At 45.4% G+C, this 21,734-nt stretch carries 16 protein-coding genes; 8 read left to right on the top strand and 8 right to left on the bottom strand.

What is annotated here, in order from left to right:
* Positions 1–118 precede the first annotated feature (118 nt).
* The 4 genes from ACTJIX_RS06035 to ACTJIX_RS06020 all read right to left on the bottom strand — a co-directional run bounded on the left by ACTJIX_RS06035 (position 119) and on the right by ACTJIX_RS06020 (position 5,510).
* Positions 119–826 carry an ion channel gene (locus tag ACTJIX_RS06035; protein ID WP_048882196.1) on the bottom strand — a complete coding sequence of 236 codons (708 nt, stop codon included), beginning with the start codon at positions 824–826 and terminating at the stop codon, positions 119–121.
* Positions 827–1,181: 355 nt separating this feature from the next.
* On the bottom strand, positions 1,182–3,143 hold the full coding sequence (locus ACTJIX_RS06030; RefSeq protein WP_440611293.1) for a BCCT family transporter: 1,962 nt from the start codon (positions 3,141–3,143) through the stop codon (positions 1,182–1,184).
* A gap of 323 nt (positions 3,144–3,466) precedes the next feature.
* Positions 3,467–5,176 carry a cation acetate symporter gene (locus tag ACTJIX_RS06025; protein WP_004813688.1) on the bottom strand — a complete coding sequence of 570 codons (1,710 nt, stop codon included), beginning with the start codon at positions 5,174–5,176 and terminating at the stop codon, positions 3,467–3,469.
* 1 nt (position 5,177) lies between these two features.
* On the bottom strand, positions 5,178–5,510 hold the full coding sequence (locus tag ACTJIX_RS06020; RefSeq protein ID WP_004813690.1) for a DUF485 domain-containing protein: 333 nt from the start codon (positions 5,508–5,510) through the stop codon (positions 5,178–5,180).
* Between the two features lie 184 nt (positions 5,511–5,694).
* On the opposite strand from ACTJIX_RS06020, the gene ACTJIX_RS06015 reads away from it, so the two are divergent.
* Both ACTJIX_RS06015 and ACTJIX_RS06010 read left to right on the top strand, forming a co-directional pair.
* A complete protein-coding gene (locus ACTJIX_RS06015) occupies positions 5,695–9,186 on the top strand; it encodes a hybrid sensor histidine kinase/response regulator (RefSeq protein ID WP_008305709.1) in 3,492 nt (1,163 codons plus the stop codon).
* 414 nt (positions 9,187–9,600) lie between these two features.
* Positions 9,601–10,362, top strand: a complete 762-nt coding sequence (locus tag ACTJIX_RS06010; protein ID WP_103800720.1) for a hypothetical protein — start codon at positions 9,601–9,603, stop codon at positions 10,360–10,362.
* A 63-nt stretch (positions 10,363–10,425) separates the two neighbouring features.
* On the opposite strand, the gene ACTJIX_RS06005 is transcribed toward ACTJIX_RS06010, so the two are convergent.
* Positions 10,426–11,076, bottom strand: a complete 651-nt coding sequence (locus ACTJIX_RS06005) for a response regulator (protein WP_004813697.1) — start codon at positions 11,074–11,076, stop codon at positions 10,426–10,428.
* A 375-nt stretch (positions 11,077–11,451) separates the two neighbouring features.
* On the opposite strand from ACTJIX_RS06005, the gene msuE reads away from it, so the two are divergent.
* From msuE to phrB, 4 genes are all read left to right on the top strand, one after another.
* Complete coding sequence (msuE, locus tag ACTJIX_RS06000; RefSeq protein ID WP_440611292.1) at positions 11,452–12,186, top strand: FMN reductase; 735 nt, start codon at positions 11,452–11,454, stop codon at positions 12,184–12,186.
* 28 nt (positions 12,187–12,214) lie between these two features.
* On the top strand, positions 12,215–13,327 hold the full coding sequence (sfnG, locus tag ACTJIX_RS05995; protein WP_346794481.1) for a dimethylsulfone monooxygenase SfnG: 1,113 nt from the start codon (positions 12,215–12,217) through the stop codon (positions 13,325–13,327).
* A 160-nt stretch (positions 13,328–13,487) separates the two neighbouring features.
* The gene (locus tag ACTJIX_RS05990; RefSeq protein WP_108619412.1) at positions 13,488–14,108 is read left to right on the top strand and encodes a riboflavin synthase subunit alpha; all 621 of its coding nucleotides are present in this window, start codon (positions 13,488–13,490) and stop codon (positions 14,106–14,108) included.
* Positions 14,109–14,227: 119 nt separating this feature from the next.
* Positions 14,228–15,643, top strand: coding sequence for a deoxyribodipyrimidine photo-lyase (gene phrB, locus ACTJIX_RS05985; RefSeq protein WP_340817286.1), 1,416 nt, complete (start codon positions 14,228–14,230; stop codon positions 15,641–15,643).
* 54 nt (positions 15,644–15,697) lie between these two features.
* Here phrB and ACTJIX_RS05980 read toward each other — a convergent pair whose 3' ends face one another.
* The gene (locus tag ACTJIX_RS05980) at positions 15,698–16,879 is read right to left on the bottom strand and encodes an acyl-CoA dehydrogenase family protein (protein ID WP_340817285.1); all 1,182 of its coding nucleotides are present in this window, start codon (positions 16,877–16,879) and stop codon (positions 15,698–15,700) included.
* 146 nt (positions 16,880–17,025) lie between these two features.
* A complete protein-coding gene (gene acs, locus ACTJIX_RS05975) occupies positions 17,026–18,969 on the bottom strand; it encodes an acetate--CoA ligase (RefSeq protein WP_076752903.1) in 1,944 nt (647 codons plus the stop codon).
* Positions 18,970–19,221: 252 nt separating this feature from the next.
* Here acs and ACTJIX_RS05970 point away from each other — a divergent pair, with 252 nt between their 5' ends.
* Together ACTJIX_RS05970 and ACTJIX_RS05965 are read left to right on the top strand one after the other, a co-directional pair.
* The gene (locus tag ACTJIX_RS05970) at positions 19,222–19,845 is read left to right on the top strand and encodes a DUF805 domain-containing protein (RefSeq protein WP_440611291.1); all 624 of its coding nucleotides are present in this window, start codon (positions 19,222–19,224) and stop codon (positions 19,843–19,845) included.
* 106 nt (positions 19,846–19,951) lie between these two features.
* Entirely contained in the window at positions 19,952–20,932 is a 981-nt protein-coding gene (locus ACTJIX_RS05965; RefSeq protein WP_440611290.1) for a mechanosensitive ion channel family protein, read from the top strand.
* Here ACTJIX_RS05965 and ACTJIX_RS05960 read toward each other — a convergent pair.
* Positions 20,906–21,619 (bottom strand): 16S rRNA (uracil(1498)-N(3))-methyltransferase, encoded by a 714-nt coding sequence (locus ACTJIX_RS05960; protein ID WP_440611289.1) that lies wholly within the window; start codon positions 21,617–21,619, stop codon positions 20,906–20,908. The two genes, ACTJIX_RS05965 and ACTJIX_RS05960, sit on opposite strands and share 27 nt — an antisense overlap.
* Positions 21,620–21,734: the final 115 nt, after the last annotated feature.

Genomic DNA, 21,734 nt, shown 5'->3' with positions numbered 1-21,734 from the left:
GAATTTGTTTGAAAGAAGAACTTTAAAAGCTTTATTTTCACCCGATAAAATACCCATAAAACAAGAGGAAGCTCAAATGAGCTTCCTCTTGTGAAAAATTGTGGGACAGCAATGCACTTTATGTGTCCTTTTTTTCTTGCTCTGATTTTCTATGCGGTAAATGAGAAATATATTGCAGCCCCACCAGTCGAGAGACAATCAGTGCCAGATACATCACGCCAAAGAACATCTGGATCATGGTGAGCATTCTGGCAAATGGACTCACTGGCATGGTATCCGCCAATCCTGTCGCGGACTGCACACTAAAACTCAAGAACAGCAAATCTAACCAGGGCTGATAAGCTTGTAGATCTGGATCAGCAAAACTATAGGGAACCAATAACTGACAGATACTATAAAGAAAAGCGAAACCCCAAGCCATCAAAGTAAAGGCTGCGCCTGCCGCAAATAATTCATCTTTGGTCAGGTAACGGTCATGAAACATATAACGCAATAAACCATAGGATGCACTAAAATAAGCACATGCTTCAAAGGCATGGGCGGTAATTAAGACCCAGACTTGTTTCATCCCGAATAAAACCAATGATGAAAAAAATAGCGCACCAACAACGAAACTTAATCCCAGTAAGGTAAATACGGGAGTTTGACGAATGACCCGGGCGATCACCAGTAAAACCAATACGCCTAGTACCCAAGTTGCAGCCCGATAAGGTGCGTATTCATAGCTCAGTACTGACAGGATCAGAATGATGAATTGCAGACAAAGCAGCCATGCAGAAGGCAGGCGCTTAAAGGTCGTCCAGCACATTAACAAAGCTTGCTTCATCTAATCCTTCTTCTTCATGACACTACAATCTGCAGTTTTATTGTTATCTGCTCAAACTTAACATGTAATCATGTCATATGCAGAGCAGTGCTTTGTATCAAAATGATGTATTCATTTAAAAATATAAGCAGTTAAATCACATCTAATTTTTTAGTTTATTCATATAGATTTTTCCTTCATCCTTTTACGAGCTAATCATCTATATTTTTATTAAAGAATAAATGAAATTTTTATTATTTATAAATAAGTTAAGGGATCATATCCTTGTTAAATTTCAAGATAAACCGAATAAAAAAGGACACAATATGCATCCTTTTTTATTCGGTTTATTAGGTTAATTAAGCGACAGCACCACTTAGCGCACCCTGCTCAAGAAGTGTAGATGCCGTTCATACTGATCCAAAATATCCTGCAAAAGATCTTCCCGGGTCCATTCCATCACATCATAGTTTTGCCCACCTTCATTGAGGAAGACTTCAGCTTGAAAATATTGTCCTGCATCTTCACCCTGAGATGGCATAAAACTTGGCGGCAAGATCTGGCGTGCAACCACTGCATAAACGAAATTCGCTTCATCCTGATGATCTACTCGTAAGCAAAGTCCCTGCTCTATTTCATCAATGATGACGGCATGATGACGGCGTTGAAACTCTTTCTGAATACTTAAAAATGCCTGTCTGACTTCCGACTGGATATACGCTGTCACTTCCTGTTCATTATGAGCATAATGCATGATGAGTCCCAAACGCTGCTGCCAGCTACGCGGATTATGAATTGCTCGTGGTGTAATTCGGGCTTCTTGTAATGCATGCATTTTGGTGACTTCCAGCCGCAGTGCTTTGATCAGCCCCCAACTAATCACCAACATGATCAAGGTAAAAGGCAAAGCACTCAACATGGTGGCCGATTGCAATGCAGCCAGGCCACCTGCATATAACAGCACAATTGCCAGTAAAGCCATGATCACTGTCCAGAACAGACGCTGCCAGGTCGGAGACTGATCAGATTTCGCAGTCAGATAATCGGTAACCAGTGCACCAGAGTCAGCCGAAGTGACGAAAAATAACATCACCAAGAATGTGGCGACTACACTCATCACTGCCGAGAAAGGCATCCCCTGCAGAAATTCAAACAGTGCCACAGATGAGTCACGCTGTACTGCCTGCATCAGGTTAATATTCGCTTCATGCAAAATGCTGTAAAGCGCAGCATTGCCCATAAAGCCCATCCAGATCAGGGTAAAGCCGGTTGGAATCAGTAAAACGCCCACGATGAATTCGCGAACCGTTCGACCTCGAGATACCCGGGCAATGAACATCCCGACAAATGGTGACCAGGAAATCCACCAGGCCCAGTACATAATGGTCCATCCGCCAATCCAGCCATTAGGCTGATAGGCATACAGATTAAAGGTCATACTGAATAGACCAGACACATACTGTCCGACGTTTTGAATAGTCGTTTGCAGCAGATAAATAGTCGGTCCTGCCAGAAAGACAAAAAGTAATAGTCCCAAAGCCAAAACCAGATTCAGTTCGGATAGGCGCTTAATCCCTTTATCCAGACCAAAAAATACCGAGAGTGAAGCCATCGCACTGACAATAATAATCAGGATGACTTGTACTCCAGTACTTTGCTCAATGCCAAACAGATAGTTCAGACCAGAATTGATCTGTGTTACCCCGAAACCCAAAGTGGTAGCGACACCAAATACGGTTCCAATCGTTGCGAAGATATCGACACCATCCCCGATCGGGCCGTAAATTCGCTTGCCAATTAAAGGATAAAGTGCAGAGCGGATTTTCAAGGGCAGCTGATGCCGATAGGCAAAATAAGCCAAGGATAATCCGACCAGTGTATAGATCGCCCAGGCATGGAGTCCCCAGTGAAAGAAAGTTACACGCATGGCCTGCTGTGCCGCCTGAATAGTTTCCGGTTCACCCGATGGCGGAGTGACATAGTGCATTACCGGTTCAGCAACACCGAAGAACATCAGCCCAATGCCCATGCCGGCAGTAAACAGCATGGCAAACCAGGAGGTATTGTTATAATCCGGCATACTATGGTCCGGACCAAGCTTAATCCTGCCCATGTCCGATAGTGCAATAAAAATCAGCAGAATCAGGAAAATTGCAACAGAGAGTACATAGAACCAGCTAAAAGAGGTCGTCACCCACTGGTTCAGTTGCTGCGTCATCAGTTCAAACGAATTAGGTGCCAGGACCACCATTAAAAGAAATAGTCCAATGATGATGACAGTTGTTAAAAACACACGAGGATTCACATTGGAATACCAGGATGTGGTTCTGGAAGACATATCCACTCCATTTTTGCTTTTTATTAATCAGACCAGATCGGTCCCACATACATTACTCAAAAAAACCTGAATAAAAAAATGTATTTCGATCACATATCGAAACTTAAGTAAAATGATAAGTTATTGTTCTTATTCGCTTGGTTGTACTCCTGTGTTCTTCTCGTAACATGTCATAGAAAAGACTTGATCTTCTATTTTTTCCAAAATTTAAAAATCCAGCTATGTAATAAAGAGACAGAAAAAATGAACTTCTTCATGAGCGTTGGCATCTACAGGCAATAAAAAAGTCCCTTGCGGGACTTTTTATAGGTGATCAAATCATCTTAGTGATCAGAGGCACCTGAGATACCAATACCTGTTTGTGAACGTACAAACTGTGCATCGAATGCTTTGCGTTCCGCTTGTGCTTGTGCAGAGTTATCTGTCACAGAGAACAACCAGCAGAAGAAGAATGCTAAAGGCATCGCAAATAATGCAGGACCATTGTATGGATTAATTGGTGTATCAGAAATACCCAATGTATCTACCCAAACTGCTTTAGACAGTACGATCAGTACCACCGCAGTCACCAGACCAACGATACCACCAATCACCGCACCACGAGTGGTCAAGCCTTTCCAGAACATGGAAAGTACAAGTACCGGGAAGTTTGCACATGCAGCCACAGAGAAAGCTAGACCAACCATGAAGGCAACGTTTTGCTTCTCGAACAGGATACCCAAAATCATGGCAAAGATTGCAAGACCTAAAGTCGCAATTTTAGACATACGCAGTTCAGATTCAGGTGTGGTTTGACCTTTCTTAAATACGTTAGCATACAAGTCGTGTGAGATTGCTGAAGCGCCAGACAAGGTCAAACCAGCAACTACAGCAAGAATTGTTGCGAATGCTACTGCCGAGATGAAGCCCATGAACAAGTCACCGCCAACAGCATCAGACAAGTGAACTGCAGCCATGTTGTTACCACCAACCAGCTCTAGTTTGCCAGTCATAGCCATTTTCGCTACATCTAGGAATTGCGGGTTATTCGATACATATAGAATCGCACCGAAACCGATGATGAAGGTTAACAGGTAAAAATAACCAATAAAGCCTGTCGCCACGACTACCGATTTACGTGCTTCTTTAGCATCTTTTACTGTGAAGAAGCGCATCAGGATATGTGGCAGACCTGCTGTACCAAACATCAAGGCAAGACCAAGAGAGATTGCATCAACCGGGTTAGACGCCAAGCTACCAGGACCCATGATTTTGGTTGCATCAGCCAAGCTCAAATCATGCACTTTTGAATAGACACCAATCGCCTGTTCAAACATATTGGTAAAACTGAAGCCCACGCCTTTCATCACCATGAAAGCCATGAAGGTCGCACCAGATAACAGCATTACGGCCTTGATGATCTGTACCCAAGTCGTTGCCAACATGCCACCAAACATCACGTAAGCCATCATCAGTAAACCAACAATAACAACTGCAATGTTATAGTTCAGACCGAATAGAAGCTTGATCAGCTGACCTGCACCCACCATTTGTGCAATCAGGTAGAACGCTACTACAACCAAGGAGCTTAATGCAGCCAAAGTACGCACCGGTTTTTCCTGTAAACGGAAAGAGACGACATCTGACAAGTTGAATTTACCCAGGTTACGCAGACGTTCTGCCACCAGGAACAATACAATCGGCCAACCCACCATAAAGCCTAGAGAATATAGTAAGCCGTCAAAACCTGACAAGAATACCATTGCGGAAATACCCAGGAAGGATGCTGCTGACATAAAGTCACCGGCAATTGCCAGACCATTCTGAAAACCTGATATCCCGCCACCCGCAGTATAGAAATCATTGGTACTGGTGGTTTGTTTTGCTGCCCATTTGGTAATGAAAAGCGTTGCGCCTACGAAAATCACGAACATGATAATCGCGTGCCAATTCGTGGCTTGTTGTTCAGCTGCACCTAAATCAGGTCCTGCAACTGCCATACCAGACATCAATAATGTTGATGCCGCAAGTGCTTTAAATGAATTCCATTTCATCTTAGTGCAGCCCTTTTTCATGAGTGATTGCTTCAACTTCGCGCATTGCTTCTTCGTTCAGTTGATCAAGTTGGTTATTGGCAATGTAGGAATACACACCACATAAAACAAAAGACAATACGATAATGCCAAGTCCTAATGGAATCCCCCAAGTCGTCACACCGCCAGAAACAGAACTCATTAGAAATTCTTTGTTATAACCAACCAAGAGCATGAAACCCACGTATACAAACAACATGATTGCCGTAAGTGTCCAGCTAAGACGACTTTTTTTGGCGACCATTTCCTTGAATTTGGGATTTTGTAGAATCTGTTCTACTTGTCTCTCATCCATAAATATTCTCCTTGCTATGCCCAACCTTAGGCATCCATTTTTTAATTCGAATTATCACCTGTGCAAATTAACAAGCTTTATAGGTGGTTGTAATTTAGACTTTGGTCGTTAAAAAATAAGCAATTTGAACGCCTGCGTTCATGATGCTGTATTATAGCCGCATGCTCAGTACACTTCAGGCAATATGAACAGTTGGCTCATCATAGGGGTGCTCACCCTCTATATCGCATTACTCTTTGTTTGTGCATTTTTCGGGGAGAAACACGCCAGTCGTCTCAGCACTCGTGGACGCATGCTATTGTTTAGCTTAACTTTAGGTGTCTACTGCTCTTCCTGGACCTTTTATGGAGCAACAGGTGCTGCAGTACGTGAAGGGATTATTTTCCTGCCTATCTACCTCGGCCCACTGCTTTTTGTCGCGATTGGTTATGACATCTGGCGCCGGTTGGGACGAGTACGTCAGCACCATGCCATTTCCTCGATCGCAGATTTTGTCGCGGCACGTTATGGTAAAAGTGGACCACTGGCTTCACTGGTCACCATTCTGGCAGTCATTGCGATTATTCCCTATCTGGCCTTGCAATTGCGTGCGATTGCCCTAAGTGCATCCGTGATTCTGGAACCTTCCGCAGGGGTAACAGGCACGACCAATGGCGTGCTGTTCCTGACCGGTATTCTGGCGATTCTGGCGATGATGTTTGGTACCCGGCAGATTGCCAATACTGAACAGCATGGCGGCCTGATGCTGGCAGTCGCCTTTGAATCTTTCGTTAAGCTGTTTGCATTACTGGCAGTTGCTGGTTTCTTCATGTTTGCTGCACCAGAAAATTTGTCGCAGATTACGGGCGATATCAAAACCACCTTCCATGAAGTGCAACTGTTTGGCGTGCCAGAAAGTTTCTGGGTACAAACTTTACTCGCGGCATTGGCGATTATCTGTTTGCCGCGTCAGTTCCACGTGGCCGTGGTTGAACTGCGTGATGAAAAGCATATCCGTGGCGCCCGCCGCTGGTTTGCAGTTTATCTGATTCTGACTACCATCGCGATCATTCCAATTGCCAGTTGGGCACTACATGCGGCACCACATTATCTGGCGATTCCAGATGTAGCAGTACTGTCTTTGCCTCTGAGCTATAACCAGGACTGGCTGACCCTATTAGCCTTCCTCGGAGGATTCTCGGCATCCACCGGGATGTTATTGGTGTCTTCCGTTGCCTTATCGATCATGCTGAGTAATGACTTGATCATGCCGGCGCTGTGGCGTTCTAATCTGATTTCACGCCATGACAAACGTCTGCCACTGGTACTGAAATTTACCCGACGCATCTCTATCTTAGCTGTAATGCTGATGGGCTTCCTGTTCTTCAATTTCTTTAATGATATTGATCAGCTTTCTATCTTCGGTCTGCTGGCCTTTAGTGCGGTGGCACAGTTTGCCCCTGCCCTGATTGGTGGTCTGTACTGGCGGGGTGGCAGTAAACAGGGTGTCTATGCCGGCTTGCTGACCGGTTTTGCTTTGTGGGCTTATACCTTACTGTTCCCGACCATTCTGCGTAGCCTGCCCGAAACATATCAGCAGTTTAGCCACGACTTTCTCAATTATGGCCCACTGGCGCTCAACTGGCTTCGTCCTGAAGCATTACTGGGTTTTGAATCCTTTGATTCCTTGACTCATGGTGTGGTGTGGTCACTCGGTCTCAATTTACTGCTTTACATTTGGGTGTCACGCATCTTCCGCCCAAGTGTGGCAGAGCAGATTCAGGCGGAAAGTTTCTTCTATTATGAAACAAAGCCACTTCCTTCACAGAGCCCAACCACTGAGGTGAGCTATTCCCATCAGGATGTGGCCCGTTTAAAAGTCGGTGACCTGATTACCCTGGCCAAACGCATTACCGGTGAAGAACCTACCACGCGTGCGTTCAAGCAGTTCTGTACCCAGAATAATGTCGAGCTGAATGAAAATAGCAGTGCCAATGGCATGTGGTGGCGCTTTACCGAGCAATATCTGGCTGGCACAATCGGTGCTGCCTCAGCGCGTACCTTATTGACCACTGCGATGGTAAATAACGGTCTGGCTCTTGGTCAGGTCGCCAATATTCTTGACCAAGCTTCCCAGTGGCAGCGCTTTAACCAGAACCTGATCATGACCATGATCGACCATATGACCCAAGGTGTCAGTGTCGTCGATGAAAACATGTGCCTGGTAGCCTGGAACAACCAGTATCTGAAGCTGTTTGATTATCCAAAAGATATTGTCTATGTTGGTTGCCCGATCGCTGACCTGATTCGTTATAACGCCGAGCGCGGTGAATGTGGGCCGGGTTCGGTCGAAGAGCATGTGCGTAAACGGATTCACTGGATGCAGGTCGGTAGTGCACATGAATTCGAGCGGATCCGTAAAGATGGCCGCGTGATTCAGATGCGTGGCAATCCGATTGAAGGCGGTGGCTTTGTTACGACCTTTGCGGATATTACCGCCTTCCGTGAAAATGAAGCCGTACTGGAAGCACGTGTGCGTGATCGTACCCAGCAGCTTGCGGATGCCTTGTCCGAACAGCAACTGGCTCGTGAACAGGCAGACAAGGCGAATATGTCCAAAAGCCGCTTTATTGCAGCAGCTAGTCATGACCTGTTACAGCCGATGCATGCAGCACGTCTGTTCAGTACGGCACTGGAACAAAGTGTGCAAAGTGAAGAAGATCGCAAGACCTTACAGCAGCTGGACCGTGCCTTGTATGGTGCAGAAAGCATGCTCTCTGCCCTGCTGGATATTGCCCGTCTGGAAGGTGGAACGATTCAGCCGAAGCGTCAAGCCTATCCATTGCATGATCTGCTCAGCGATCTGGAATTACAGTTTAAATCCATCGCAGCACAGCGTGGCATCAAGTTCAGTGTGCATGATGCGCAGTTCTGGATTGATACTGATCCACAATGGATTCGCCGGATTATCCAGAACTTTGTCAGCAATGCACTCCGTTATACTGCCAGCGGTAAAGTGATTGTGGGTGTACTGCGCTCCAGCAGCAAACCGAATCATATCCGTATTGGCGTATGGGATACCGGACCGGGTATTGCCGAAGAACAGCGGATCAAACTGTTCCAGGAATTTGAGCGCTGTGGTCATACCTCTCCATGGGGTGAACAAGGTTTGGGGCTGGGTCTGGCGATTGTGCAGCGTATGACCAGCATGCTGGACTATCCGGTACACGTCTACTCTGAATATGGCAAAGGCTCCTGCTTCATGATTGAAGTACCGCTCACTGAGGCACCAAAAGTTGTGGCAGCTCCAGTGCAGGCGGTACCGCTGAAATCCAAAGCCTTTAAAGTGCTATGTCTGGACAATGATGAAACCATTCTGGAAGGTATGTCGACCTTGCTGACCAAATGGGGATATCAGGTATTTAAAGCTACAGAGCCTGAACAGGCACAGGAAATGATTGAACAGGAAAATATTCAGGTCTGGCTGGTGGATCAGCATTTGAATCATGACCAACGCGGTCTGGACTTTATCGTAGATAATCGTAAGCCAAATGTACCGGTTGCCTTGATCACTGCGGATTCTGATCCTGAACTGCCACAGCAGCTTAAGGAACTGAATATTGTGCTGCTGAAAAAACCGCTGAAGCCTGCTTCCTTACGTTCATGGCTATCGGGTTTAAAAATCTCGGACAGTTAAGTGGTTGTGGTTTCGATAAGTGCCTGTTTTACTATGTAAAGCCGGCACTTTTTATTTTAAATGTCACAAAAAATTTCAATATTTGCATGATTTTTAAGCGCATGTGCCAAAAACATCAGAATTAGGCTAAAAATCCTTACATCAATTGACCAAAAACATCATTTTAAAAATCGCTATGGCAAAACTTCACCATTCCTGACGTGAACCTGTGTGTACTTGGTTACAATATTGTAAGTCATTATTTTATATAAACTAATATAGGATTAACTTGATTGTTTGAACTTTAGTCGTATTTTTTCATACCCCTATTTCGCTCTAAAAATATGACTTAGAAACGATCAGTATCTATTCATGCCTATATTCTTCATCCGCATGTCAGCTGATCATTTATTACTGCATAAAGGATGACTAATCATGAGCTTAGACACTACTACTGAGATCAATCAGAACCGACAGTTTCATCGTCAATACGGTGCCAATGCCATGCTGCCGGCAATAGACTGGAATAATCTGTTTAAGTACAGCAAACTTGATCCTGCTCAAATTGAAGCGCTAGAAACCCTGTATCAATCTGCAGTTCCTCTCGCCCTACAGGTATTTGAAGAGCTGCACTTTGATGTGTTTGAGCCTTTTGCCTATAAACCGCAAGGTCTGGGGCTGTTCGAGCGTCTGGCAGAGCAGGAATCGAAGCTGATTCAGTCTCTGGAAACCGAAGCTGCAGATTTAAGTGAAGATACCCGTCATCAGATCTGGAGCATGTTATTGCGCGGTGGTGCGGTACTGGTATTTAAAGCATGGCTGGCCAAGGTTAAAACTGGTGATGACCAGCTGGACACCTCACAGTTTGATGAACTTTCTGAGCTGCTCTTTATTAAAACCTCGCCAATCGAGCTGGCAGAGCGCCTACGCGTCGATCCAAAGTCAGAACAGGATCATATTTTCCTGATGTATGGCAATGATGTTTACCTGGATCGGTTTAACAGCCTGGAAACGGCTGCGCTGTTTGTCGATCTGGGTGTGTATGATGCAGCTTTTCTAAGTCTGCGTGACGACCGTGTTGCTGAATACCTGATGTCAAAAGGCTATGTGACTCAAGAACAGATTGATGAACTGCAATGTGCCTTGAACCCGCTGTTCTGTGCTGACCTTACGCCAAAACAGGACTGTATTGCCTAAAAGCAGATATTCAGACCATAAAAAAGACCTCTGCGGAGGTCTTTTTTTGGCGCTTCGAAAAGCTTAGATTTTCTTTTCTTCAATATTCAGCGCATTGATCGCCAAGACAGCCTGGGTACGGTTCTGTACGCCAAGCTTACGGAAGATCGCCGTCACGTGGGCTTTAATGGTTGCTTCCGATACATCCAGTTCATAAGCAATCTGCTTGTTCAGCAAGCCTTCTGCCACCATCATCAATACGCGGAACTGTTGTGGGGTCAAAGACTGAATACGTTCAGCCAGTGCAGTTTCATCAGCCGCACGCGGATCAAAGTTCATATTGGCGGGCAGATTTGGCGGTAACCAGATTTCGCCTTCCAGTACTTCACGAATCGCTTCACCAATATGGCTTGGATGTGCTGATTTTGGAATATAACCCATCGCACCATGTGCAATTGCGCGTTGAATGATGCTGACTTCTTCGTGAGCCGATACCACAATAATTGGAAGCGAAGGATATTGAGCACGGACATGCACCAATGCAGAAAAGCCGGAAGCACCCGGTAAATTCAGATCCAGCAGCACAAGATCAGGTTCAGGACCATTTTCCAGGCGTTCATAAAATTCATTGACTGCTGCAGTTTCATGAATTTGTGCTTGCGGTAAGCTATAACGAACGGCTTGAATTAAAGCATGACGAAACAGTGGATGATCATCAACGATTAAAATATTCATAGGACGTGAGAGAGATCTTGTGCACGGTAGCTTATATTCTACCTGTAGTCGGTAGGTCAGCGATATGCAAGACTGTACAATTTTTAAAAAATAATATCCAGTTTCGTTACATAAACTCTAGAATATCGGCATTTCACTAATTATTTAATTCTCATCATTTTTTTGTATATGTATTATTAGCTGACTAGAATGCTTATTCTTATTCAATATAAGTCAAAATATCAATGTATTAGTTGCGATTGGCTTTCCAAAAAGCAAATATTTCAGTTATATCTCAAATTTAGATAACTTTTCAGCTTTTCCTTATTTTACACTCATGAACGCATTTTGGATTAATAGGCTCATTCCGAGACTAACCTGTTTTTAGGTTCCAAAATGTCAAATCAAGATCTACAAAAACCGCTCAATATCGTTGCCGTTTCTGGTGGTTTAAATCATCCTTCTAAAACTGAAGCGCTGGTACAAGCGATTATTGATGAGCTGGGTGAAGCCACACCTATCAATGTACATTTCATTAAATTCAGTGAAATTGGTCAGTTACTGGGTGGCGCAATCTACCGTAACCAGTTACCGCAACGCGTTCAGGATGATTTGGCAGCTGTAGAAGCAGCGGATGCACTGATCGTCGGCACTCCAGTTTACCGTGCCTCTTTCACTGGCCTGTTCAAACACTTCTTCGACTTTGTAGAGCAAACGGCGCTGGTGGATGTTCCTGTCCTGTTAGCAGCATCCGGTGGCAGTGACCGTCATGCACTGGTGCTTGAACATCAATTACGTCCATTATTCAGCTTCTTTCAGGCACAAACATTACCAATTGGTGTGTACGCAACGGATCGTGACTTCACACCTGAATATACCATTCACAGCGAACTGCTTCGCGCACGTATCACACTGGCTGTCGCACGTGCATTACCAATCCTGGAATGGACACCAGCCAAAGGTCAACGTGCTGAAGTGATTAAAGAAAAGTCTCAACAAGCCAATCAGAACCTGGGCATCAATAAACAGATTGAACAGGAAGAAGTGCTGCCTTCAGCAGCAGTGCCTAGCCTGGATGCAGCAGAGTCCCGCTTACACAGCAAAAAAGCACCAAAAACTCAAGTTGCTTAACGAAAAACTTCTTCAGAGGGTGAGAAGAATGTCAAATAACAAACATATTACTTTTGCATATTGGGTTCCAAATGTGAGCGGTGGTCTGGTGGTGAGTAACATCGAGCAGCGCACCGACTGGAGCTATGACTATAATGTACGTCTGGCACAGATAGCGGAAAAGGCTGGTTTTGACTATGCCCTGACCCAAATCCGTTTTACTGCGGGCTATAACGCAGAAAACCAGCATGAATCAGTTAGTTTTAGCCACGGTATTCTGGCAAAAACTGAACGTTTGAAAGTCATCACTGCGATTCTGCCAGGTCCATGGAAGCCGGCACTGGCCGCTAAACAGCTGGCAACGATTGATCATCTGACCAATGGCCGTATTGCAATTAATGTGGTCAGTGGCTGGTTCCGCGGTGAGTTTGATGCAATTGGTGAAGAATGGCCGGAGCATGACCAGCGCTATGCCCGTTCGGAAGAGTTTATTCGCAGTTTGAAAGGGGTCTGGACCCAGGATCATTTCAGTTTTGATGGCAAGTATTACCAGTTTAATGACTATAGCTTGAGTCCAAAGCCGGTACAGAAACCGCATATTGAAATTTTCCAGGGGGGCAGTTCCCGCGCTGCACGCGATATGGCTTCACGTGTATCCGACTGGTACTTCACCAATGGCAATACGCCTGAAGAATTGAAAAAGCAGATTGATGATATCCGTGAAAAGGCCAAAGCCAACAATCATCAGGTGAAAATCGGTGTGAATGCCTTCGTTATTGCGCGTGATACTGAGGAAGAAGCACAAGCAGTACTGCAGGAAATCGTTGCCAAGGCTAATGTCCAGGCCGTGAGATCTTTTAGTGATGCAACGCGGGAAGCAGGTGCAGCAACCGCAGAAGGTGAAGGTAACTGGGCCAAGTCTACTTTTGAAGATCTGGTTCAATACAATGACGGCTTCCGTACCAACCTGATTGGTACACCGCAGCAAATTGCTGAACGCATCATCGAACTGAAAAAAGTCGGTGTGGACCTAATTCTGTCTGGCTTCCTACACTTTATTGAAGAAGTTGAATATTTTGGCCAAAAGGTATTGCCTTTGGTCCGTGAACTTGAAGCACAACAGGCAACAGCTGTGCAACAAGAAGACGCTGAGCTCGTATAAGTATTCCAATAAATCTCAGCGCTTTCCATTCACTCCCCTAAGGCTCGGCTTAGGGGATTTTTTTATCTGGGCAGAAAACCAGGCAGTACAGTACAACGCTAGCCGGATTCTGTATTCCTCCCTACAATGTGATGCAATTGCAAGAATAGATGTTTTAACTATGTATACCGGTATTGTCCAAGGCCTGGAAAAGGTCGTTGAAATTCGCAAAGGCAATGGCTTTATTACGATCATTGTCAGTGATCAGCAAGGTTTCTTTGCAGATGTGTTTATTGGTGCCAGTGTCGCAGTAAATGGTGTGTGTCTGACCGTGACCACGATTGACCGTGAACAGCAACAGATTCATTTTGATATTTCTAATGTCACGCTTGAACTCACCACCTTAAAATCGCTTAAAGTTGGTGATGAAGTGAATATTGAACGTTCGGCAAAAGTGGGTGCGGAAAATGGCGGTCATAACCTGTACGGACACATTGAAGGCACAGCTCAAGTCACCCAGATCGAGCGTCGCGGTGAAACCCTGCATATCGACCTGCAGGTTCCAGCTGGCAATATCAAATATTTTTTCCTGAAAGGTTTTATCGGACTGAATGGTTGCAGCCTGACAGTAAACCATGTCGATCGTGTTAAAAGTGAGATTTCGATTGACCTGATTCCAGAAACCCTACGCCTAACGACCTGGAAATCTGTTCAGGTTGGTGATGAAGTGAATTATGAAATTGACCAGATGACCCGAACTCTGGTAGATACGCTGGAAAATATCCATCTCGCCAAAGGCTAATACATTCAGAGCTGATAGTGACAAACTTCAGCTCCTATCACGTTTTAATATTTCTCTACTATTTCTGTTTGATCAGATTATCTAGAATGCATGGCATCTTATTGGTTTAGAAAACTGTCATGCATCTGATCTGGTTCCGGAACGACTTACGCCTTCATGACCATGCTGCCTTATGGCATGCAGCACAAAGCAGGCAATGTCTGGCGCTGGTCATCCTGTCACCTGAACAATGGCAACTGCATCAGGATGCACCGATCAAGATCGACTTCTATCTGCGCCGGCTAAAAATCCTGAAACAGCAGCTAGAAGCATTGAATATCCCTCTTCTAATTTTAAATATTCCACTCTGGAAAGATATTTCAGAGCAGCTTTTGGCACTGTGCCAGCAATTTCAGATCAGCACCGTGCACTGCAATATCGAAACCGGGCTTAATGAGCAGCAGCGTGATCAGGCTGTCGAGCAATTATTGCAACAGCATCGGATTAGTTGTGAATACTATGAAGATCGTACCCTGTTTCCTTTAGGTTCGATCCGCAATCAAAGCCAGCAGCCTTATCAGGTGTTTAGTGCATTTAAAAAGAAATGCTATGAACGGCTGCTTATCGATGTGCCTTCCTGTTATCCAGATATTGAAGCACAGCCTAAGTTACAACTCGATCTTTCTCAGTTTAATTTTAATTTGGATAAATTTTCTGAGGCTTATCGGCCAGTAACAGCCAACCAATATTGGCCAGTTGAAGATAAACACGCCTTTGAATTACTGAATGAATTTATCGCAGACCGGCTAAAGGATTATAAAACCGATCGGGATTTTCCAGCGATCGATGGTACTAGCCAGTTATCGCCGTATCTAAATATCGGTATTCTTTCAATCCGGGAGTGTGTGCAGACTTTATTCACCTCTTCTCAAGGTTATTTCCAGCTTGAAGATATCGGTCAGCAGACCTGGTTGGATGAACTGCTCTGGCGTGAATTTTACCAGCATACCCTGCACGATTTTCCTAAAGTGTCCAGACATCAGCCATTTAAGGAAAATACCAAGGCGATAGAATGGCGTGATGCTCCAGAAGATTTAGCTGCCTGGCAGCAAGGCCGGACGGGGATTCCGATTGTTGATGCCGGTATGCGCCAGCTGCTGGCAACGGGCTGGATGCATAACCGGGTACGTATGATTACTGCAATGTTTCTGAGCAAAAACCTGTTGATCGACTGGCGGCTGGGCGAAGCCTGGTTTATGCAACATCTGATTGATGGTGACCTGGCTGCTAACAATGGCGGCTGGCAATGGTGTGCCTCGACCGGCATGGATGCAGCACCTTATTTCCGGATTTTTAACCCGGTGAATCAGTCACAGCGTTTTGACCCCAACGGCGACTATATCCGTGAATGGGTTCCAGAACTGGCACATCTGGATGCTAAAATCATTCATGAACCTTATGCCAAAAATCCAGATTTAGGGCTGGATTATCCAAAACCGATTGTCGATTTAAAACAGTCCCGCGTCCGGGCAATTGAAGTATTTAAACAAATTTAAGTCAGAATACTAACCAATAAAAAGCCTCCAAATGGAGGCTTTTTAAAAGATGAATCAAGAATAAAAACTTGGATCAGGCACTTTACCCGTCAGTACCCATTCACCTATTTCCTGATATTTGTAATCCACCGGATCATGCAGGGTTTGAGTACGTACATTGCGCCAGAAACGGTCCAGATTTAGCTTGGCAGTCGTTGCCCGTGCGCCCATGACCTGGAAAATATTCTGAGTGATATACAGTGAAGTATTGGTTGCGGCAATTTTTGCGGTGGCAATGGCAATAGATACTTCACCACGCTCTTCAGCTGTTAGATCAGGCCCAACATCCCAAGCCTTTTGCAAAGTCTGAATGGCTTTGTTTGCCAATAGACGTACACCTTCTAGCTGTACATAAAAATCGGCAAAATGCTTCTGGGTAAAGGGATCATTGACTGCATTTTCAACCAGTGATTTCGACCAGGCTTTCTGACTTTGTACAGTCTGCTTGGCTACTTCAAACGCCCCTTCCGCTACACCGAGGAACATATGCACAAAAATCAGCTGAGCAATCAATGGACGCAGGCTGGAATATGGTGAACTCAATGGCCCGGGATTCAATAACAGCTCATCTTTATGAATTTTCACCTGTTCAAAATGACTGGTACCACTGTCGGTTTGACGCTGGCCCATATTGTTCCAGTCACCCAGGAAGCTGACGCCTTCACGCTGGGTTGGAATTACGCCAATCAGTAGTTGGCCCTCTTCGTTATAACCTGAACAGAGCAGGATGTCTGAGTCGATTGAACCGGAACAGAAGCTCTTGTCTCCATGGAAGATATATTCTTGGTCAGAAGTTTTACTAACTTTCGTACGGCGATCCAGCGGGTTTAAGGTATTGCCCCAGAATAGGTTTTCACGTGCAGTCTGTTCAAACCAGGGACTATATTGTTCCGGCTGTGAGAACAGCTGTACCGTCGCAATCAGTAAATGATGAAAGCCATAAACATGTGCCAGTGAACTGTCTACGCGTGCAATTGCCTGAATGGTCTGAAAAATAGTCTGCCAGTCTGCACCCAGCCCGCCATATTGCTCTGGAATAGACAACCCGAGCAAGCCACTGTCACGAATCAGGTCGCGTTGCTGCTTGGGATTGCCCCCCTGTTTATCACGTTCAGCTGCGCTCAGGGCAAACTGATCTGCCAAAGACTGAGCAATATCAAGCGGAGATTGATCCAGGTATTGTTGTCGCACATTCATTCTTTTGTACTCATTTTAGCTATCTACAGCATGCCAGAAGCTTAACAGATCAAGTTCGGAGCCCATATCCGAAAGCATGCAGAGCTTATCAGTGATATAAAAATACCGGCTAAAGAAAGCCGGTATTCTCTTGATTTTATAAAAATTTAAGCGGTTCTTTGCACTTCGGCAATCAGGTTATCCACCACCTGTGGTTCGGCTAAAGTTGAAGTATCACCTAAGCTATCCAGTTCATTCGCTGCAATTTTTCTCAAGATACGGCGCATGATTTTACCAGAACGGGTTTTCGGTAATGCCGGCGCCCAGTGCAGTGCATCTGGCGTCGCGACTGGTCCAAGAATCTTGCGCACCCAGGCCACCAGTTCAGCACGCAGTTCTTCCGTACTCTCGGTTCCTGCCTGCAGAGTCACGAAAGCACAGATACCCTGACCTTTAATATCATGCGGCATACCCACGACTGCAGCTTCAGCTACAGACTCATGTGCCACCAACGCACTTTCAATTTCAGCTGTTCCCAGACGATGACCGGATACATTCAGCACGTCATCGACACGACCGGTAATCCAGTAATAGCCATCTTCATCCCGACGCGCACCATCACCCGTGAAATAGGTCCCCGGATAAGTCGAGAAATATGCCTCGATAAAGCGTTCCGGATCACCCCAGATGGTGCGCATCTGACCTGGCCAGGAATCCTTGATCACCAGATTACCTTCCACTGCACCTTCCATCTCTTTGCCTTCAGCATCAACAATCGCTGGCTGCACACCAAAGAATGGCCGGGTTGCAGAGCCCGGTTTCAGATCGGTCGCACCCGGTAATGGGGTAATCATGAAACCACCGGTTTCGGTTTGCCACCAGGTATCCACGATTGGACAGCGACTTTCACCTACCACACTGTAGTACCAGTTCCAGGCTTCCGGATTAATCGGTTCCCCGACGGAACCAAGCAGGCGCAGGCTGCTGCGGTCACTTTCACGCACAAAGGCATCCCCTTCACGCATCATGGCGCGAATCGCAGTTGGGGCAGTATAGAGGATGGTGACATTGTGCTTGTCCACGATATGCCCGGTACGTGCCCAGCTTGGATATTGTGGTACGCCTTCAAACATCACTGTTGTCGTACCATTCGACAATGGACCATACAGTACATAGGAATGACCCGTAATCCAGCCCACATCAGCGGTACACCAGAACACATCATCCTGCTTGATGTCGAAAACTTCGCGGAAGCTAGAGTTCACATACGTCAGATAACCACCGGTGGTATGCAGTACCCCTTTTGGCTTGCCTGTTGAGCCTGATGTATACAGAATAAACAGTGGATCTTCTGCATTCATGGGTTCAGGTGGGCAGATCTCATTGACCGTCATGATTTCCATGTGATACCACAGATCCCGACCTTCTTTCATTTCGATCGGATTACCCGTGCGATGCACCACCATGACATGCTCTACTGATTCAGTACCAGCAATTTTCAGGGCTTCATCTACATTGGCTTTCAGTGGAATCTGCTTGCCGCCACGCATACCGGAGTCAGCCGTGATGACCATTTTCGCCTGACTGTCCTCAATACGGCTAGCCAGCGAGTCTGGCGAGAAACCGCCAAATACCACGCAATGTACTGCGCCGATACGGGCACAGGCCAGCATGGCAATCGCAGCTTCAGAGACCATTGGCATGTACAGCACCACACGGTCACCTTTCTTGATGCCATTCTTTTTCAGAACATTGGCAAAGCGGCAGGTTTCATCATACAGCTCATGAAAAGAGATAATCTTGTGACGGGATGGATGATCGCCTTCCCAGATAATTGCCGGCTTATAAGGATGCTCTTTTAGATGGCGGTCCAGACAGTTGGCACTGACATTCAGCTGGCCATCAGCAAACCATTCGATCTTGAAATTATCTTTGTCGAAGCTGGTATCTTTAACTTTGGTAAATGGCTTGATCCAGTCAAGGCGCTGGGCTTGCTCGGCCCAAAATTCATCCGGTTCTTCAATAGAGCGCTGATAGCGTTCGAAATATTCAGCCTCGGTGGTCCGTGCGGTTTTTTTAAATTCTGCTGGTACAGGATAGATCTCTTTCATTATTTACTTCCTTGATCTTATTCCCTCTCATCACGAGAGGTTGATGCCACGTTATTGATTGTTTTTTATGCATAGCTCAGTATGAACGGCTTATCTCAAATTGGACAATCATGCTTTGGTCGTATTCTGATCAATTCATTTAAAACATAGGTTTACAGGTGAATCCAATACATTCCTGTCTAGTTTTCGTATCTCACCATTCCGTTTAATCTTATAATGGTGTTGAATTTTTATACTTCCTTACAGGCAAACATGTTTGCCTGTTTTCAATTACTTGAACTGGCTCAGCCCATGAACTCTAAAGATACTTCGCCATTCTTCTCCCGCTCTCCGGCACCTTCCAATGATAATCCGCTATCTCTTGAAGGGCGCTTTGGCCGGCTCAGCTTTATTGGCTGGTACGCTTTCCTGCATATCATTTTTTTCTTTGCTTCGATTGCCCTCAGTCTGGTCAGCGGTATTTTCAGCCTGACCACCTTGTCTCTGGATAATTGGCAGTTTGTTGATGCGCTGACTGGTCTGGCTGGCTTGGGCTATCTGCTGTTAGTTGTGTTCTATCTGTATTTCTATATTGTGGTAGTGGCACGCCGCCTGCATGACCTGAATAAATCTGGCTGGCTGATGCTGCTGATGCTAGTGCCGATGGTTAATATTTTATTTATTTTCTATCTGCTGCTGGCAAGAGGCACAGCAGGACATAACCGCTTTGGTGCACCGCGACCAACTGCAGTCTGGGAAAAAATTCTGGCCTGGCTGATGATACTATTGACCGTGTTAAGTCTATTTGCTGCTAGCAGCATAGTATCCTTTATGATGGGAAGTGGTGAGCTGGAAAGTCCACAGGAAGTGATCCAGCAAGGGACAGAATATTTTTAAGCTTATGTTAAATTTTGCTACCACCCGCAAGGGCTATGCAACTTTCTATTAAGTTCAATGTAAAAATCAGGCAAAATAATGCGATTTTTTTATAATCGGGATACTCGTGGCTGAAAAAGACAATGCTCTAAGCCAAGTGACTGAAGAGACCACTGAGCTGTTGCATCAAGCAACTGAAAAAACTGCTCAGACCGTCATTGAGCACACGGCTAAATATAATGATGCGTATTCAACCGTCGATAAATTTATTGAGGCGTTTTGGGAGCGCCTGCCTTATATCTGTATCGCACTGGTAGTTTTCAGTATCTTTTACCTGCTTTCGAAACTGTTCAAGTTTTTTGTGCGTAAAGCGATTGGTGAACGGAGTTACAGTAAACAGAACCTGGTATTGGTACTTAACCGTGTCGGTACATCTGCAATTATTTTTATTGGCTTCCTGATTGCCATGGTCATTGCCATTCCAGGCTTTACACCCGGGCAGCTGATGAGTGCCTTGGGGATTGGTTCGGTGGCGATCGGTTTCGCCTTCAAGGATATTTTCCAGAACCTGTTGTCCGGCGTGCTGATTCTGCTCGGTGAACCGTTTAAAATTGGCGATGATATTATTGTCTCAGGCATGGAAGGGACGGTAGAAGATATCCAGATTCGTGCAACTTTCCTGCGCTCACCCGATGGCCGCCGTATTGTGATTCCAAATGCAACGGTTTATACCAGTGCCGTGACGGTAAATACGGCTTATCCACGCCGCCGCTGTCAGTTTGTGGTTGGTATTGGCTACGAAGATGATGTACAGAAAGCCAAGAGTATCATTATGGCAATTCTGGACAAGGATCAGTTGATCCTCAGCCAGCCTGCTTTTAATGTCAATGTGACTCAACTGGCTGATTTCTCGATTAATCTGACGGTAACCTGGTGGGTCGATACCCAGGAAAATTCTACAGGTAATTCAATCAGCACTGTTCAGGAACATGTGATTGAAGCCTTTGCGGAACATGGCATTTCAATTCCTTACCCTGTACAGGAAGTAAAAGTGTACCGTGGTGAAAGTATTGAAGATGCTTCAGGCCGTGCTAAACAGTCGACCTAAGACATAAGGGATTACTGTTTCAGTACGGATAATACGGTTGCCAAGGCTCACAGCCTGGCAGCCGTTTTTTATAAGCAGATCTACTTCATAAGGAATAAAACCGCCTTCTGGTCCAATTACCACCGTACACGGACGCTCAATTGCAAAAGGCATTTTGCTTTCAGCATAAGGATGCGCCACATAAGCCGGGCAATCTGTACTAATCAAGGTCGGTAGTACATCTTCTACAAAGGGCTTAAAACGTTTATAGAGTTCAATTTTCGGCGCAATCGTATCCCCGGCCTGTTCCAGTCCCAGCTCTATATAATGATCTAACTGTTGTAAAAATGGAGTTTGCCAATAGCTTTTATCAACCCGATAGCTATGCAGCAGAATGATCTTCTCCACCCCAAGTGTCACCGCATCCATTATCAGACGACGCAGTACCTTTGGACGTGGTAAAGCCACAATCAGCGTCACTGGCAACTTCGCAGGCACAGCTTCTTCTTTTAAGGGTTTGAGACGAACTATTTTTTCTGTAATTTCGCTAATTTCTGTGAGATACCGTTTCCCTTCACGGATACCCACTTTTAGCGTATCACCGACTTGAATGTCCAAATGTGTCTGCAAATGTTCCAATTGGCGTTTGGCACTGATCGTCCAAATCTCAGATTGGGTTTGACGAGGATCAAGTAGGACGATGTTCATAACTAAAAACCAATCAAAAGATTTAATTCAGTAACGCATTGTCTGCACGACAATCATCAGCACAACAATGAGTCATATAGGAATAACAACTCGCCATTGGCATTCGTGACAGGTG

The sequence above is a fragment of the Acinetobacter sp. 22323 genome (assembly GCF_052044895.1).
GTDB lineage: Bacteria > Pseudomonadota > Gammaproteobacteria > Pseudomonadales > Moraxellaceae > Acinetobacter > Acinetobacter schindleri.
This window is presented reverse-complemented; position numbering and strand designations above follow the sequence as displayed.